Genomic DNA, 15114 nt, shown 5'->3' on the forward strand with positions numbered 1-15114 from the left:
TATTGTTGCCCATTTGACTTGAAGTCGGTAAAACTGGGCGTATAAATCGATAAAAACAAATATATCTTAAAACGGCGAAGCAAAGAAACAAATTTATCAACACTTAAGCCGCAAATTTTCGCTTTCTGTAATAGCCGAAGAAAACACCAAAAAGTAAAGTCAATATAACTGGCACACCAATGTTTATGATTTGCCATTTGGTTTTTTCGGTAGCGATTTTCTTCACATCCAATAACGGGATGGATACTTTTTTGCTTCGAATGTTTATAAGTCCGGCGTTGTCCAAAAGATAATTGGTACAATTGACCAAAAATTCCTTGTTCCCATAGAAACTACTGGTCCATTTGTCGTACCCCAATTCCAGTGGTCTGCCATTTCGCAGTTGATTTTTGATGACATCCCCATCCGAAATAACGATCATCTTGTTGGCAGTACCTTCCTCGATGGTATTCTGTAATTTCAGGGGTTTTACCCGGTTTTTGTACATCGAGACAAAATCGCCCTCGATCAGCACAGCCAAAGGCATATTTCCTGGAGTATAGGTTTCTTGGTCAGGTGGATTGTTCAAAATGTCCAGACTGATTTGTCGTGGAGTACCATCCGTTTTGGACAGCGGAGAGCTTTGTAGAAGGACCGTCTTGTCGTAATCATTTTCCAAAATATCCATTGGACTCGTAAACTGATACCGAACCGCCTCAATATTGGTATTGATGGGATGGTTGTTTTTGGAAAACACCATAGGATTGTAATACCACGGAACCGGGTCAAATTGGGAATCGTTTCCTTCTCCTGTGGCGAGAACAATTTGGGTGAAGTATAGGTCGTTTACCAATACGGGATCGATGCGAACCCCATATTTAAAGAAGAAATCCTTGAGATTTAGCTCTCGGGGCAGGGCAAAGGCGCTTCCACCGCCCGCTAGAATGCTGTCCATCTCCATGGCCACTTGATCTACCAGCCAGATGGATTTCCCTCCGTTCACCACGTATTGGTCCATCACATATTTTTCTTGATCGGAAAATGGTTCGGTAGGCTTGGCAATCAAGGCCATATCGAAACTTTTCAATTGGTCCAACACATCTTGAGGGTTAGAAGCCACGGAATCCAAGGTAATGGCGGCAATATTGTAGTACTCGCGAATACTGGTCAAATAATCAGCCAAATACCTATCTTGGAGTTCCCCATTACCTTTAATGACGGCGATACTTTTCTTCTCGGTGATGCTCAATTTGGTAAAGGCATCGGCGAAGGCATATTCCAATTGTTGCACGGAATTGTTGATGCGCTCCTCCGCAGAGGACCCAATTTTATTTTTAAGGAGGGCCACTTTTACGGTTCGGTCACCATGGTTTACCATGGCCCACGGAAAGACCAATTCTTGTGAAACTTTTCCGTTTTCCTCAACGGTTACACTGGCAGGTTGAAGCCCTAAGCTTTGCAGTTCTGCAATGGTCTGTTGGGCCAGACTTTCATCTTCCAGCGGGTCAACCAAGTTATAGGTAATGTTCTTGTTTTTGGAAGCAAAGGATTCCAGCAGTTGAATGGTTTCAGTCTTGAGTTTGGAAAACTCGGGTGGAATATTCCCATCCAAAAGCACATCAATCACCACGGGAGAATCAAATTTTTGCGCAACGTCAATGGCAGGTTGGGATAGCGTATAGCGTTTGTCTTCGGTTAAATCGAAACGTGTGTACACAAAACTAGCCAAGATGTTTACTACCACAACGGCAACAAGTGCCACGACTACTGAAATAAGAAACTTTTTCATCGGGGCAGTTGTTTTAGGCGTTGAAATGTGAGGAATAAAAAGAGTAGTGTCATTGAAATGAAATACACCAAATCCCGAGTATCTATGACGCCTCTTGCGATACTGTCAAAATGGGATTTTGCTCCAATTCCTTGAATCAATTGCTGGGACTCCCCATCTGAAAACAGTGAAGAAACGGCATCAAATCCGTTGAACATCAAAAAACATAACAAAATACCTACTAAAAAGGCTATGATTTGATTATCCGATAGGGTAGAGGCAAACAGCCCAATCGCCGTATAGGTCGAAATCAAAAATAAGAGTCCAAAATAGGAACCGAGAACCATCCCGAGGTCGTAGTTGCCCTCAATCATACCCAAATTGGAAATGGTGAAAACATAGATTATAGTTGGAATCACGGCAATGATGCATAGCAACGCAGCACCCCAAAACTTGCCCAAGACCAATTTCCAAACCGAAATGGGTTTAATCAGCAACAGTTCCAAAGTCCCCATTTTGCGTTCATCGGAAAAACTTTTCATGGTGATGGCCGGAACCAAAAAGATGAAAATCCAGGGAGTCAGCAAAAAGAAGTTGCCCAAATCGGCAAAGCCATAGTCAAAGATGTTGTACTCGCCTCGAAAAACCCATAGAAAAAGCCCGTTGAGCAACAAAAATGACCCTATGATCAAATACCCAATGGGCGAAGTGAAAAATGACCGAACCTCTCTCTTAAAAATCGCGAACATTAAGATGGGTTTGTTGATTCAACTTTGTTGACACTCCAAGCTTCGGGTTTTTCACTGAACAGTTGTTTGGTGGTTCCCCACACACCTTTAAAAAAATCCGATGTCCGATATCTTTCCAAATCCGATTCGTTTTCCCAAAAACTATACGTAAAAAACACACAAGGATTTTTGAGGTCCTGGTACAGCTCTACCAAATTGCAGCCCTCAAACGCCAAGATTCCGTTTTTTGATTCTTTAAAAATTCGCTCAAAACTAGGAATATTTTCGGGTTTAAAAGTGAGTTTCACAATACGTATCAACATTTATAGAAAATTTATAGTTACGGTATCCCTATAATTCAGGCCTAAAAGGGAGGAAGCTCCACCTACCGAATTCAGGTCACTTTTATAAATGGCCAACTCTATATAGCCTGCCGAATTGAACAAGGCCAAAGCATCGCCGGGTCCTTTTCGCTGGCTTTTATCCAAATCAAAATGGATGATGCCATTATAACTACTATGGATTTCCTTGATCTTGGTGGTGCGTGCATTTATCTCAAAAGCTCTACCATTTCTGTAGGCGTTGAAAAGACTTCGTTGAATATTGGTCACCACATTGCCATAGTTGTCAATATAAATAACATTCCCAGAAATGGTTTTTCCCTCATTGATGATTCTAGGTTCAAACTCCCTGAGCTCACGGAGTTCATCAAAAGGTCTTCCAATGACCTCCAATTTTCCACCACGGGCAATATGGCAGGCCACTTGAACAAAGACATTCAGTACAGGGAATGAACCAGAGACCACATTGGGAATTTGTATTTCTACTACCTTTTCAGGTTTTATCTCAGAAGTAATCAACGAAATCACCCCGCTATTGGCACTCACAAAATAATGGCCGTCCACTTGAACCACAATATGCTGGTTTTCTGGGGAAAGTTCAGAGTCTACCCCAACAATATGTACGGTCCCTTCTGGGAAGGAACGATAGGCATTTTTAAGGATATAAGCGCATTCCTGAATGTTGAATGGACTAATGGCATGGGAAATATCAACAAGGTTCACATCGGGAAGGTTACTCAGAATAGTCCCTTTCACGGCACCAACAAAGTGATCTTTATATCCAAAATCTGTAGTTAAGGTTATGATTGCCATGCAATACTGTTGATATGTTTTTCGCTGCTCAAATTGATTTTTGGTTAAGTTTGTGAAGTAAAATTACACTAAAAAAGAAAGAATACAATTCTTGTAAAAACAACATAAAATACCCCGCATTTTTTGAACGAACTGATCATTGAACTCACGGATATCAGCCCACAAGACTTTTTTGGGCAACAGAATGAGAATATTGAACTTCTAAAAAAATATTTCCCAAAGCTAAAGATTGTTGCCCGAGGTAGCAAAATTAAAGTCTATGGTGATGAAGAACTCTTGGAAGAGTTTGACAAACGGTTCGACATGCTCACTAGCCAATTTGCCAAGTACAACAAACTGGATGAAAACATGATTGAGCGTGTCCTTACTACCGATGGGCAAGAAGAAACAGCCTCCAAAAGTAGTGGTGATGTTTTAGTGCACGGTGTTAGTGGGCGATTGATAAAGGCGCAGACCCTTAACCAACGTAGAATGGTGGATGCCTGTAAGGTAGACGATATGGTCTTTGCCATTGGGCCTGCAGGTACTGGGAAAACGTACACTGGAGTGGCTTTGGCCGTGAAAGCGTTGAAGGAAAAACAGGTGCGTAGAATCATCTTAACCCGACCTGCGGTGGAAGCTGGGGAAAATTTGGGATTTCTTCCTGGCGACCTCAAGGAAAAATTGGACCCGTACATGCAACCATTGTACGATGCACTCCGCGATATGATTCCCGCAGAAAAACTGGCCAAGTATATTGAGGATGGGACCATTCAAATAGCTCCCATGGCCTTTATGCGCGGTCGTACGTTGGACAATGCCTTTGTGATTTTGGATGAAGCCCAGAACACCACCCACGCCCAAATGAAAATGTTCCTCACCCGAATGGGCAAGAATGCCAAATTTTTACTGACCGGCGATCCTGGCCAAATTGATTTGCCAAGACGGGTGATTTCTGGTTTGAAGGAGGCTTTGCTTATCCTTAAAAATGTGGATGGCATCAGCATTATTTATTTGGATGATAAGGATGTGATTCGTCACAAACTGGTCAAGAAAGTCATCGACGCATACAAGAACATAGAGCACCAAAACCAATTTTAAGATGGGGCAGAACACGCTTATGGACACGGATTTTCATTTTCCGAGTCAAAAATCAGTCTATAAAGGAAAAGTACGAGAGGTTTACACCTTAGGTAATGATATTTTGGTGATGGTGGCTACAGATCGTCTTTCTGCGTTTGATGTTGTCATGCCCAAAGGTATTCCTTATAAAGGCCAGATTCTGAACCAGATTGCCACCCAAATGATGCAGGCCACAGAAGATATTGTACCCAATTGGTTGATGGCCACGCCAGACCCCAATGTTGCTGTTGGGAAAGCTTGCGAACCTTTTAAAGTTGAAATGGTGATTCGCGGGTATCTTTCCGGTCACTCTGCACGCGAATACAAAGCGGGTAAAAGAATGTTATGCGGGGAACCCATGCCCGAAGGGATGAAAGAAAACGATAAATTTCCTGAACCCATTATTACTCCAGCCACCAAAGCAGAAAAAGGAGACCATGATGAGGATATTTCCAAAGAGGACATTCTAAAAAGAGGTATCGTTTCCCAAGCCGATTATGAAGTTTTGGAAAAATATACCAAAGCGCTTTTCCAAAGAGGAACCGAAATTGCTGCTAAGCGTGGATTGATTCTGGTGGACACCAAATACGAATTTGGGAAGACCAAGGAAGGCGAAATCGTTTTAATTGATGAAATCCATACACCAGACTCCTCACGCTATTTCTATGCTGATGGCTATGAAGAACGTCAGGCTAAAGGTGAAGCACAAAAACAATTGTCCAAGGAGTTTGTGCGCCAATGGTTGATTTCCAATGGATTTCAAGGTTTGGAAGGACAAACTGTCCCAAAAATGCGTGATGATTACATCGAATCCGTTTCAGAACGCTACATTGAACTGTATGAAAGCATTACGGGTGAAGACTTCATAAAAGCAGATGTGTCCAATATCCATGAACGCATTGGTATCAATGTTTCCAATTATTTGAACAGTCTTCCATAAAAGTGTTGGTCTTTTCAATTTTTGATGGTTTTTTCTGAGGATTTCATATATTTCTTCAATCAAACCGAACAAATGAACACCGACCTTCGCAAAAAGTATTGGAAAGAAAATCTTAAATACCTCTCAATTTTACTGGCAATCTGGTTTCTGGTCTCTTACGGCTTTGGAATCCTATTGGTTGATGAACTTAACACCATCCGAATGGGCGGCTTCAAACTAGGCTTTTGGTTTGCGCAACAAGGCTCCATCTACGTCTTTGTAATCCTCATTTTTGTATACGTTCGGCTCATGAACAAATTGGACAAGAAATACGGCTACAACGAAGAATAACAACCCTCTAAAACGCAATCATGAGTGATGTTCAAATTTGGACCTATGTATTGGTCGCATTGTCATTTGGTCTGTATATAGGAATTGCCATTTGGTCGCGAGCGGGTTCCACCAAAGAATTTTATGTAGCTGGAGGTGGGGTTTCCCCATTGGCCAACGGAATGGCCACGGCAGCAGATTGGATGTCGGCGGCCTCTTTTATTTCCATGGCAGGGATTATCTCCTTTGCGGGCTACGATGGGGCTGTATATTTAATGGGATGGACTGGAGGTTATGTGCTTTTGGCCCTGTTATTGGCACCTTACCTTAGAAAATTTGGAAAGTTCACCGTACCCGATTTTATTGGAGAACGGTATTACTCCAAAACAGCCCGAGTAGTAGCGGTTTTTTGTGCCCTTATTGTTTCTTTTACCTACGTAGCGGGTCAAATGCGAGGTGTGGGCATTGTTTTTTCAAGATATTTGGAGGTTGATATCAACACAGGAGTGGTCATCGGTATGGTGATTGTTTTGTTCTATGCCGTCCTTGGTGGAATGAAAGGAATCACCTATACCCAAGTGGCACAATATTGCGTATTGATTTTTGCCTTTATGGTACCGGCCATATTTATTTCAATTCAGATGACAGGGAACCCCATTCCGCAATTGGGTTTTGGTGACACCTTATCTGATGGTTCTGGAACTTATCTTTTGGATAAATTGGATGGCCTCTCCACCGAACTCGGTTTTGCGGAGTATACTTCGGGCTCAAAAAGTACAATCGACATATTTGCCATTACATTGGCCTTGATGGTGGGTACGGCAGGTCTACCACACGTAATTGTTCGTTTTTTTACTGTGAAAAGGGTTCGGGATGCCCGAAAATCAGCGGGACTGGCTTTGTTGTTCATTGCTATTTTGTACACCACGGCACCGGCAGTGGCCGTATTCGCAAGAACAAACCTCATTGAAACCGTAAGCGGGAAAGAATATGATGAAATGCCCGAATGGTTCAGTCGATGGGAAACCACTGGACTCATCGCCCATGAGGATAAAAACGGTGATGGTAAAATTCAATATGTGGCAGCACCGGAAGTAAACGAGCTTACCGTGGACCGTGACATTATGGTATTGGCCAACCCAGAAATAGCAGATTTGCCGGCTTGGGTAATTGGTTTAATTGCCGCAGGTGGATTGGCGGCAGCGTTGTCAACCGCTGCAGGATTGTTGTTGGTCATTTCCTCGTCCGTATCCCATGACTTGATCAAGAATGTCCTTAATCCTGGCCTATCCGAAAAGGGAGAGCTTTGGGCGGCTAGGATTTCGGCTGCCGTTGCTGTAATCATTGCAGGGTATTTTGGAATCAACCCGCCGGGCTTTGTGGCCGCGGTGGTAGCATTGGCCTTTGGACTTGCGGCGGCATCATTCTTTCCTGCGATTATCTTGGGCATCTTTTATAAAAAGATGAACAGCCAAGGGGCGATATCAGGAATGGTAGTAGGGCTTTGTCTTATGCTTTTCTACATGATGAAGTTTAAATTCGGAATTTTTGATGGAGGACAGGAAGCTGTTGCTGGTTTACAAGGTGATTGGTGGTTTGGTATTTCGCCAGAAGGATTTGGGACCATCGCAATGCTAGTCAATTTTATTGTGGCCATAGCAGTGAACACCTTTACCAATGATCCTCCTGAAGATGTTCAGGAAATTGTGGAAAATATCCGTATTCCAAGTGGTGCTGGAGAAGCCGTTGAACATTGATAAACCCAAAAATTGAACCCTTTTTCATAATTTTAAAGTCACATTAAAAATTAAGCATACTAAATGAGCAATTACCATATTAAACATTTGGAAGAGTATTTTCAGGTCTATCGTAAATCCGTAAGAAACCCAGAGGCGTTCTGGGAAGAAGTGGCAGAGGAGCACTTTTTCTGGCGTAAAAGATGGGATTCGGTTTTGGAATGGGATTTTACAAAACCTGAAATCAAATGGTTTGATGGTGCCCAACTCAATATTACCGAGAATTGTATCGACCGCCATTTGCGGAGTAGAGGCGATAAAACAGCCATTTTATTTGAACCTAATAATCCGAAGGAAGAAGCACAACATATAACCTATAACGACTTGTATGAAAGAGTCTGTAAGTTTGCCAATGTCCTCAAGGATCAAGGCGTTAAAAAAGGGGACAGGGTAGTAATTTATTTACCCATGATACCCGAATTGGCGGTATCGGTTTTAGCCTGTGCCCGAATAGGTGCTATACATTCGGTTGTTTTTGCAGGATTTTCATCCACTGCATTGGCAACTAGAATCAATGATTGTGAAGCAAAAATTGTCATTACCTCAGATGGTTCATTTAGGGGAAATAAAACCATTGATCTAAAAGGAATTGTTGATGAGGCATTGAAACAATGCCCAGGTATTGGAAGTGTATTGGTGGCCAAGCGAACTGGAGCGAAGATCGATATGATGGAAGGACGTGACCAATGGCTACAACCACTGTTGGACAAAGCCTATGCCGATTGTGTCCCTGAAATTATGGAAGCGGAAGACCCACTGTTCATTTTGTACACATCAGGTTCTACAGGACGTCCAAAAGGAATGATGCATACCACGGCCGGGTATATGGTGTACACCGCATATACTTTTAAGAACGCTTTTCAATACCGAGAAGATGACATCTATTGGTGTACGGCCGATATTGGTTGGATTACAGGCCACTCCTATATTGTGTATGGACCATTGATCAATGGGGCCACTACAGTGATGTTTGAAGGTGTCCCTTCCTATCCTGATTTTGGTCGATTCTGGGAAGTGGTGGAAAAACATAAAGTCACCCAATTTTATACGGCACCAACGGCTATCCGAGCCTTGGCCAAGGAAAATTTGGACTTTGTGACGAAACACGACCTTTCTAGCTTAAAAGTTTTGGGTACCGTGGGAGAACCTATTAATGAGGAAGCTTGGCACTGGTACAATGATCATGTTGGAGATAAAAAATGTCCCATTGTGGATACCTGGTGGCAAACGGAAACAGGAGGTATTTTAATTTCACCCATTCCTTTTTCAACCCCGACAAAGCCTACCTATGCCACTTTGCCGATGCCAGGAGTGCAACCAGCATTAATGGATGAAAATGGAAAAGAAATCAAGGGGAACCAAGTAGATGGGCGATTATGCATCAAATTTCCATGGCCTTCCATAGCACGAACCATCTGGGGAGACCATCAACGCTATAAAGACACTTACTTTTCAGCTTTTGAAGGAAAATATTTCACCGGAGACGGTGCTTTGAGGGATGAAGTTGGTTATTACCGTATTACGGGTAGGGTAGATGATGTCATCATTGTCTCTGGGCATAACCTAGGTACAGCACCTATTGAAGATGCTATAAACGAACACCCTGCAGTGGCAGAATCGGCCATTGTTGGCTTCCCCCATGATGTAAAGGGAAATGCGCTATATGGCTATGTGATTTTGAAGGAAACAGGGGAATCCCGAGACCGGGACAACCTAAAAAAGGAAATCAACCAAATGATTACGGAGCACATTGGTCCGATTGCCAAGTTGGACAAGATTCAATTTGTACCAGGTTTGCCCAAAACGCGCAGTGGAAAGATCATGCGTCGTATCCTCCGAAAAATTGCATCTAAAGAAACTGATAATTTGGGGGACATTTCCACTTTGTTGAACCCTGAGGTGGTAGAGCAAATTATTGAGGAAAGCTTATAGATTAGTAATATAAGTTACAGTGATATAAAGAAAAAGACCATTTTTAAAATGGTCTTTTTTGATTTATTCATCTAGACTTGATATTGTTGATTTCTTGATTCAATTGTTATTTGGAATTTGTCAACCTTGGATTGAAGTTCCTTTTTCAAACTTTCATTACTAATTTCTCCGTTGTTGAAATTATCATAGAACGAGGGTAACGAAAAAGTATCAGTGATGCTAGCTCCCATAAAAGGGAAGTAGGTACTCGCAGATTGTAATACGGTTGCGCCACCTCTGCCACCTGGTGATGTAGCCATTAAGAGCATGGGTTTGTCTCTCCATATTTTCATATTTAAGCGGGATAACCAGTCCACGGTGTTTTTGAAAACCGCTGCGTAAGACCCATTATGTTCAGCTAGGGATACGATGAATCCATCCGCTGTATTGAATAATTCGTTTAATCTTTTAACCGCAGTTGGAATGCCATTTTCAACTTCAAAATCTACACCGAAAATGGGCAAAACATAATTGTTCAAGTCAATTGTGATAATTTCTACGTTCTCCAATAAACTATTGGTATAGGTCAGTAAACTTTTATTGATGGATTTTTGACTATTGCTCCCTGCAATTGTGATTATTTTTTTCATGTTTGTTTTTTTTAATAGATTAGTCCATTGGCCATTTTATAATGCCATTTATTACTGCGGTTAAGACAAGACTGATTGCCAAAAGAGAATATTCGATATCTTCACTAGATTGATTCTCGAACCAGTCCATGAAAAAACCATGCGTTTATTTAAAACTTCGAAGATTAAATCACTATAGTATTACTTTGAAATTTTTATCTGTACCTAGTACAACAATACAAGCAATGCAACAATACAAAGCAGTGTAAAAGTATTCGTAGTCATTATGAGCGAAATGAGTTATCAATGCACCAATTGCGAATGGCAATAACCATAGAACCGATAGGTTTTTAACTTGATGCATCCAAAACCCAACAACCAAACCAATTACTCCAAACAATTCGCCATAACCAATAAATAGGGTCCATATTTTTCCGAAACCAAAATTGCTCATGTTGTCCATCATACTTTGCTTCTGGAAAACTTTAAAAAGACTCGCATAACCAAAGGCATAAATCAAATACGCATAGGCTACCCAATGTGAAACTTGCACTAAATTTTTCATAATGTTTAAGATTTAATAATTGTTTATAAAGTTTTTCGGTAATACACACCGAATAATGATTTTTCTATAGGATTTGATCCATACTCGTCAAAGTCCACACCAAGACCAAATTGGTGCCCATTGAATGATACGCCCGCCCGCACCTGCTGAAAACTTCTTGAATGTGTCCTAAACTCATCCCAGACGGTTAAAAACTGACCGTTGAGCCATAGCGATATTTTATCATTTATAGGGGTATTAAACTGGATTTGCGCAAAGGTTTCAGCATAAGTATTTTTGGTTTGTTGATAGCGCCCCACGGTAGGAATGACCACAAGTAACAGTCTGGAACTTTTCAATGTAAATTTAGCCGACAAACGCCCTGAATACCCTGAAATGCTATTGTAATAAACCGAGGGCCCTACTGAGATGGTCTTATTGATATTCCAGAATAACGTGGGTTGAACACCAACCTCATCAAAATCCGCATTCTCTTTTTTGTTGAATTTCTGAAAGAATGCAAGGGTTGCAATGCTCAATGAATTTTTGGCATTGATTGGATAACTTGAATACAGTGTAAAATCCGTTTTATCAAAGCCTGAGAACAGTTCTATCTGGGTGAATTGCGCATTTGAGTTCTTCGCAAATCCGAGAATTAATAGTGAAGTGATTATTACTATTTTTTTCATGCTTCAAAATTCCGAGAGGAACACATGAAAAAAAATGAACTAGTTTAAGACTTTTACATCCTATTGACCTTGGATATAATTTTACTCATAAATTCTGGTGTAATGCCAATGTAGCCTGCCAAGTCTTTCTGGGTAATTCTATTTATAATTTTCGGGTATTTATTTTTGAATTCGATATATCGTTCTTCAGCCGTTAAGGATATACCATGATTGGAACGTCTTATATAACTTATGAGCGACCTTTGATAAAGCATACGATAAAACCGTTCAAATTTTGGTATTTCTTGAAAAAGTAAATCATAATTAACCCTTGAGATACCCAACAGTTCTGAGTCTTCGGTAGCTTTAATGAAATAGCGTGATGGTTCCCTAGTGATAAAACTGGCCATGTCTCCTGTCCAATAATCTTCAATCGCGAACATGGAGATATGAGGAACCCCTGCTTCATCCAGGGTATACACTTTTAAGCAGCCCTTGGTGATAAAGTATTCATATTTTGTAATTTCACCAGCTTGAAGCAAAAATTCCTTCTTTCTAACTTTGACTGCTGTTAACAAAGAAATATACTTCTGTTTTTCGAGCTCGGTTAAATCAATAAACCTGCTAACGTTATCAATAATCAGTTTATGCGATTGCTCCAATTTCAAGATGATTTTATCCGTTCTTTAAAATTAGGCATTTGCTCCTTGCTATGAAAAATTTGTACGTTTCCCCAACTGCTTTATTATAGCACATTTTAAGCTTTTAACTACCACTGTGTAAGACAGAAAAGATAAAGTTATTGGGCAGATTTAAAAAGTCTGGAAAGATTTTAGACATAAAAAAAGACCATTTTGTGAAATGGTCTTTTTTTTGTAGCGAGAGGGGGACTTGAACCCCCGGCCTCCGGGTTATGAATCCGACGCTCTAACCAGCTGAGCTACCTCGCCTTATCATGGTTTGTTTTTAAAAATAGGCTAAAAGAGAATCCGACGCTCCCCGCCCGAACGTGCCGTTCGGAACGGGCGGGTAACCAGCTGAGCTACCTCGCCATGATTCGTTTTAGCGGGTGCAAATATAGAGTTTAATTTTTGCTGAATCAAAATTCAGGATTAATTTATTATTTGATATTTATTTTTTTATCTTCCCAAATTATATCAATTGTTGAAAAGGATTAATTGCGCGCTATAATGAGTGATAAGGTAAAATTTGAAATTGAATTTGTTATCCAAGCTTCCCCACAGTTGCTTTACCAATATATTTCTACCCCGTCTGGACTATCTGAATGGTATGCCGATAATGTGAATTCACGTAGTGAAATATTTACATTTATCTGGGATGGAGCTGAAGAACAGGCCAAAATGCTTAAACGGAAAAGTGAGGAGTTTGTAAAGTTTACATGGATTGAGAACGAGGATGATTCTTTTTTTGAAATGCGTATCATAGTGGATGAGATTACCAAGGATGTTTCTCTTTTCATTACCGATTTTGCAGATGAAGATGAAGTGGACGAGGCCAAAATGCTTTGGCAAAACCAAATCTCAGATTTAAAACAAGTCTTGGGGTCCACCTAGAAAGGATTCTCAACTATACCGTATCTTTGATCCCGATTAAAATCGGGATTTTTTATGATCAATTGTAACGGCTCACTCTTTCCAGAAGATCAAGAAATTTTGACCCATTCCAATAGAGGGTTAAAATACGGTGATGCCCTTTTTGAAACGGTACGGTGTGTGAACGGAACCCTTTTCTTTTGGGAAGACCACTATTTTAGGTTGATGGCCTCCATGCGGATTCTCCGAATGGAAATTCCCATGGAATTCACCTTGGAGTTTTTGGAAGAAGAAATCAAAAGGACCATCGCAGAGAATAATGGTACCGACAAGGCTGTTAGGGTTAGATTGACCATTTTTAGGAATGAAGGTGGGTTGTATGCCCCTGAAACTAATGATATTTCCTATATCATAGAAACCAAGCTCCTAGACTCTCCATTTTATGTAATCAATGAAGGGGATTATGAAGTGGAACTCTTCAAAGATTACTACGTAAACAAGGATATGCTGTCCAGCCTTAAGACCACCAACAAGATTTTAAATGTGGTGGCCAGTGTCTATGCCCAAGAGAATGGGTATGCCAACTGTCTTTTGGTGAATACGGACAAACAAGTGGTGGAGGCCATAAATGGAAATCTTTTTGTGGTGAAAGGGGATACCGTCAAAACGCCACCTTTGGCGGACGGCTGTTTAAATGGTATTGTCCGGAAAAAATTAATGGAAGTTATTGAAGCTACCGAGGAGTTTCAATTGGTTGAGGAATCCATATCACCTTTTGAACTGCAAAAGGCAGATGAGTTGTTTATCACCAATAGTGTTGTTGGTATTCAACCCATCTCTAAATACCGAAAGAAAGCGTTCTCTAGCACGATTGCCAAAAAATTAGTGGGAAAATTAAATGCTAGGGCCAGAATGGGTAGCTAGTTGAGGGATGGATTTTCAGGAGAATTTGACCACAACAGGTAATCTCCGCCCAATTCCACCATTTTTTCCTTCCAAAAAGCGGATGAGGATTTCTCCAAAATACCACTTTCATATTCGTTTTTGATGACTACCCAAGATTTGGACATCAGTTCTTGGTCCAATTGCTGGGAGTCCCAACCCGAGTAGCCCAAAAAGAATCGGATATCCTGTTCCGTGATCACACCTTTATTGATGAGTTCTACGGTCTTTTCAAAATTACCGCCCCAAAATATGCCATCGGAAATCTCAATACTATCATGGATTAAGTCTGGAACCTTATGGATAAAATATAGATTATCCTGTTCCACAGGGCCGCCATTGAATACTTTAAAAGGAATAGTGATTTCAGAAATAAGATCACATATGGTATAGTCCAAGGGTTTGTTAAGAATAAATCCTACAGAACCCTCATGGTTATGCTCTGCAAGCAACACCACTGATCTATTGAAGGAAACATCTCCGGTAAGTGAAGGTTCCGCAACAAGTAACTTACCTTTTTTAGGTTTATGACTTACCATTTTCATAACACTGTTACCTCTAATCGTTGTATAATATACAATTTTTCCAAAAACCTAAAGCATTGCCAAAATAAAAAAGCACTTCCTTTTGGGAAGTGCTTCTGTATATTAAAAAAATAATTGATTAGTTTACAGCACCGCTCAATTCTGCACCAGCTTTGAACTTTACAACGTTCTTAGCGGCAATCTTGATGGTCTGTCCAGTCTGTGGATTTCTACCTTCTCTGGCGCTTCTTTTGGAAACTGACCAAGAACCAAAACCAACTAGGGAAACTCTATTCCCTTTTTTAAGTGATCCCTCTACATTTCCCAAGAAAGATTCCAATGCTTTTTTGGCTGCTGCCTTAGTGATGCCAGCATCAGCTGCCATAGCATCGATTAATTCTGTTTTGTTCATAATGGAATTAAATTAATTGTTGTTAAAATAATTTTAATGCTGAACAAATTTATATGGATTTGCTATTAACGCAAGTAAAACCTAGGGAAATAGGGGTTTTTGTTAATAACTTGAAACGTTTGTTGATAAAGTCGGAAAAAAATGACATGTTTTAGC

Annotated in this window: 17 protein-coding genes and 1 tRNA gene; 7 read left to right on the forward strand and 11 right to left on the reverse strand. The window is 40.6% G+C overall.

The window, feature by feature from the left end; all coding sequences use genetic code 11:
* Window positions 1-103 precede the first annotated feature (103 nt).
* From gldG to AB1A65_RS10425, 4 genes are read right to left on the reverse strand one after another with little or no spacing between them, the layout of a single operon-like run.
* A complete protein-coding gene (gene gldG / locus AB1A65_RS10410; protein WP_366588658.1) occupies window positions 104-1768 on the reverse strand; it encodes a gliding motility-associated ABC transporter substrate-binding protein GldG in 1665 nt (554 codons plus the stop codon).
* Window positions 1765-2496, reverse strand: coding sequence for a gliding motility-associated ABC transporter permease subunit GldF (gene gldF / locus AB1A65_RS10415; RefSeq protein ID WP_366588660.1), 732 nt, complete (start codon window positions 2494-2496; stop codon window positions 1765-1767). The genes gldG and gldF overlap by 4 nt, the downstream gene beginning before the upstream one ends.
* A complete protein-coding gene (locus AB1A65_RS10420; protein WP_366588662.1) occupies window positions 2496-2798 on the reverse strand; it encodes an antibiotic biosynthesis monooxygenase family protein in 303 nt (100 codons plus the stop codon). Before AB1A65_RS10420 ends, gldF begins: the two co-directional genes overlap by 1 nt.
* Window positions 2799-3629 carry an SAM-dependent chlorinase/fluorinase gene (locus AB1A65_RS10425; RefSeq protein ID WP_366588665.1) on the reverse strand — a complete coding sequence of 277 codons (831 nt, stop codon included), beginning with the start codon at window positions 3627-3629 and terminating at the stop codon, window positions 2799-2801.
* A 123-nt stretch (window positions 3630-3752) separates the two neighbouring features.
* Between AB1A65_RS10425 and AB1A65_RS10430 the strand changes: the two genes are divergently transcribed.
* From AB1A65_RS10430 to acs, 5 genes are all read left to right on the forward strand, one after another.
* Window positions 3753-4709 (forward strand): PhoH family protein, encoded by a 957-nt coding sequence (locus AB1A65_RS10430; protein ID WP_366588668.1) that lies wholly within the window; start codon window positions 3753-3755, stop codon window positions 4707-4709.
* A gap of 1 nt (window position 4710) precedes the next feature.
* The gene (locus tag AB1A65_RS10435; RefSeq protein WP_366588670.1) at window positions 4711-5670 is read left to right on the forward strand and encodes a phosphoribosylaminoimidazolesuccinocarboxamide synthase; all 960 of its coding nucleotides are present in this window, start codon (window positions 4711-4713) and stop codon (window positions 5668-5670) included.
* 72 nt (window positions 5671-5742) lie between these two features.
* Window positions 5743-6000 carry a DUF4212 domain-containing protein gene (locus AB1A65_RS10440; protein WP_366588672.1) on the forward strand — a complete coding sequence of 86 codons (258 nt, stop codon included), beginning with the start codon at window positions 5743-5745 and terminating at the stop codon, window positions 5998-6000.
* A 20-nt stretch (window positions 6001-6020) separates the two neighbouring features.
* On the forward strand, window positions 6021-7736 hold the full coding sequence (locus AB1A65_RS10445) for a sodium:solute symporter family protein (protein WP_366588674.1): 1716 nt from the start codon (window positions 6021-6023) through the stop codon (window positions 7734-7736).
* Between the two features lie 63 nt (window positions 7737-7799).
* The gene (acs, locus tag AB1A65_RS10450; protein WP_366588677.1) at window positions 7800-9707 is read left to right on the forward strand and encodes an acetate--CoA ligase; all 1908 of its coding nucleotides are present in this window, start codon (window positions 7800-7802) and stop codon (window positions 9705-9707) included.
* A gap of 71 nt (window positions 9708-9778) precedes the next feature.
* Here the strand turns inward: acs and AB1A65_RS10455 are convergent, their stop codons facing one another.
* The 5 genes from AB1A65_RS10455 to AB1A65_RS10475 form a co-directional block, all read right to left on the reverse strand.
* Window positions 9779-10336, reverse strand: coding sequence for an NAD(P)H-dependent oxidoreductase (locus AB1A65_RS10455; protein WP_366588679.1), 558 nt, complete (start codon window positions 10334-10336; stop codon window positions 9779-9781).
* Between the two features lie 172 nt (window positions 10337-10508).
* Complete coding sequence (locus AB1A65_RS10460) at window positions 10509-10880, reverse strand: DoxX family protein (RefSeq protein WP_366588682.1); 372 nt, start codon at window positions 10878-10880, stop codon at window positions 10509-10511.
* Window positions 10881-10903: 23 nt separating this feature from the next.
* On the reverse strand, window positions 10904-11548 hold the full coding sequence (locus AB1A65_RS10465; protein ID WP_366588684.1) for a hypothetical protein: 645 nt from the start codon (window positions 11546-11548) through the stop codon (window positions 10904-10906).
* A 53-nt stretch (window positions 11549-11601) separates the two neighbouring features.
* Window positions 11602-12189 carry a Crp/Fnr family transcriptional regulator gene (locus tag AB1A65_RS10470; RefSeq protein WP_366588687.1) on the reverse strand — a complete coding sequence of 196 codons (588 nt, stop codon included), beginning with the start codon at window positions 12187-12189 and terminating at the stop codon, window positions 11602-11604.
* Between the two features lie 214 nt (window positions 12190-12403).
* Window positions 12404-12477, reverse strand: a tRNA-Met gene (locus AB1A65_RS10475).
* Between the two features lie 240 nt (window positions 12478-12717).
* On the opposite strand from AB1A65_RS10475, the gene AB1A65_RS10480 reads away from it, so the two are divergent.
* Both AB1A65_RS10480 and AB1A65_RS10485 read left to right on the forward strand, forming a co-directional pair.
* Window positions 12718-13101, forward strand: a complete 384-nt coding sequence (locus AB1A65_RS10480; RefSeq protein WP_366588690.1) for an START-like domain-containing protein — start codon at window positions 12718-12720, stop codon at window positions 13099-13101.
* Window positions 13102-13155: 54 nt separating this feature from the next.
* Window positions 13156-14004 carry an aminotransferase class IV gene (locus tag AB1A65_RS10485; protein WP_366588692.1) on the forward strand — a complete coding sequence of 283 codons (849 nt, stop codon included), beginning with the start codon at window positions 13156-13158 and terminating at the stop codon, window positions 14002-14004.
* Here the strand turns inward: AB1A65_RS10485 and AB1A65_RS10490 are convergent.
* Together AB1A65_RS10490 and AB1A65_RS10495 are read right to left on the reverse strand one after the other, a co-directional pair.
* A complete protein-coding gene (locus AB1A65_RS10490; RefSeq protein WP_366588694.1) occupies window positions 14001-14561 on the reverse strand; it encodes a YqgE/AlgH family protein in 561 nt (186 codons plus the stop codon). The genes AB1A65_RS10485 and AB1A65_RS10490 overlap by 4 nt on opposite strands.
* 124 nt (window positions 14562-14685) lie before the next feature.
* Entirely contained in the window at window positions 14686-14958 is a 273-nt protein-coding gene (locus AB1A65_RS10495; RefSeq protein WP_207098436.1) for an HU family DNA-binding protein, read from the reverse strand.
* Window positions 14959-15114 lie beyond the last annotated feature (156 nt).

Origin of the sequence: Allomuricauda sp. ANG21 (assembly GCF_040705235.1) — a bacterium.
Classification (GTDB): domain Bacteria; phylum Bacteroidota; class Bacteroidia; order Flavobacteriales; family Flavobacteriaceae; genus Flagellimonas; species Flagellimonas marina.

What these genes read in the sequence shown, in the direction of transcription:
- gldG (WP_366588658.1), bottom strand. Translation starts at nt 1,768, where the DNA reads ATGAAAAAGTTTCTTATTTCAGTAGTCGTGGCACTTGTTGCCGTTGTG.
- gldF (WP_366588660.1), bottom strand. Translation starts at nt 2,496, where the DNA reads ATGTTCGCGATTTTTAAGAGAGAGGTTCGGTCATTTTTCACTTCGCCC.
- AB1A65_RS10420 (WP_366588662.1), bottom strand. Translation starts at nt 2,798, where the DNA reads ATGTTGATACGTATTGTGAAACTCACTTTTAAACCCGAAAATATTCCT.
- AB1A65_RS10425 (WP_366588665.1), bottom strand. Translation starts at nt 3,629, where the DNA reads ATGGCAATCATAACCTTAACTACAGATTTTGGATATAAAGATCACTTT.
- AB1A65_RS10435 (WP_366588670.1), top strand. Translation starts at nt 4,711, where the DNA reads ATGGGGCAGAACACGCTTATGGACACGGATTTTCATTTTCCGAGTCAA.
- AB1A65_RS10440 (WP_366588672.1), top strand. Translation starts at nt 5,743, where the DNA reads ATGAACACCGACCTTCGCAAAAAGTATTGGAAAGAAAATCTTAAATAC.
- AB1A65_RS10445 (WP_366588674.1), top strand. Translation starts at nt 6,021, where the DNA reads ATGAGTGATGTTCAAATTTGGACCTATGTATTGGTCGCATTGTCATTT.
- acs (WP_366588677.1), top strand. Translation starts at nt 7,800, where the DNA reads ATGAGCAATTACCATATTAAACATTTGGAAGAGTATTTTCAGGTCTAT.
- AB1A65_RS10455 (WP_366588679.1), bottom strand. Translation starts at nt 10,336, where the DNA reads ATGAAAAAAATAATCACAATTGCAGGGAGCAATAGTCAAAAATCCATC.
- AB1A65_RS10460 (WP_366588682.1), bottom strand. Translation starts at nt 10,880, where the DNA reads ATGAAAAATTTAGTGCAAGTTTCACATTGGGTAGCCTATGCGTATTTG.
- AB1A65_RS10465 (WP_366588684.1), bottom strand. Translation starts at nt 11,548, where the DNA reads ATGAAAAAAATAGTAATAATCACTTCACTATTAATTCTCGGATTTGCG.
- AB1A65_RS10480 (WP_366588690.1), top strand. Translation starts at nt 12,718, where the DNA reads ATGAGTGATAAGGTAAAATTTGAAATTGAATTTGTTATCCAAGCTTCC.
- AB1A65_RS10485 (WP_366588692.1), top strand. Translation starts at nt 13,156, where the DNA reads ATGATCAATTGTAACGGCTCACTCTTTCCAGAAGATCAAGAAATTTTG.
- AB1A65_RS10490 (WP_366588694.1), bottom strand. Translation starts at nt 14,561, where the DNA reads ATGGTAAGTCATAAACCTAAAAAAGGTAAGTTACTTGTTGCGGAACCT.
- AB1A65_RS10495 (WP_207098436.1), bottom strand. Translation starts at nt 14,958, where the DNA reads ATGAACAAAACAGAATTAATCGATGCTATGGCAGCTGATGCTGGCATC.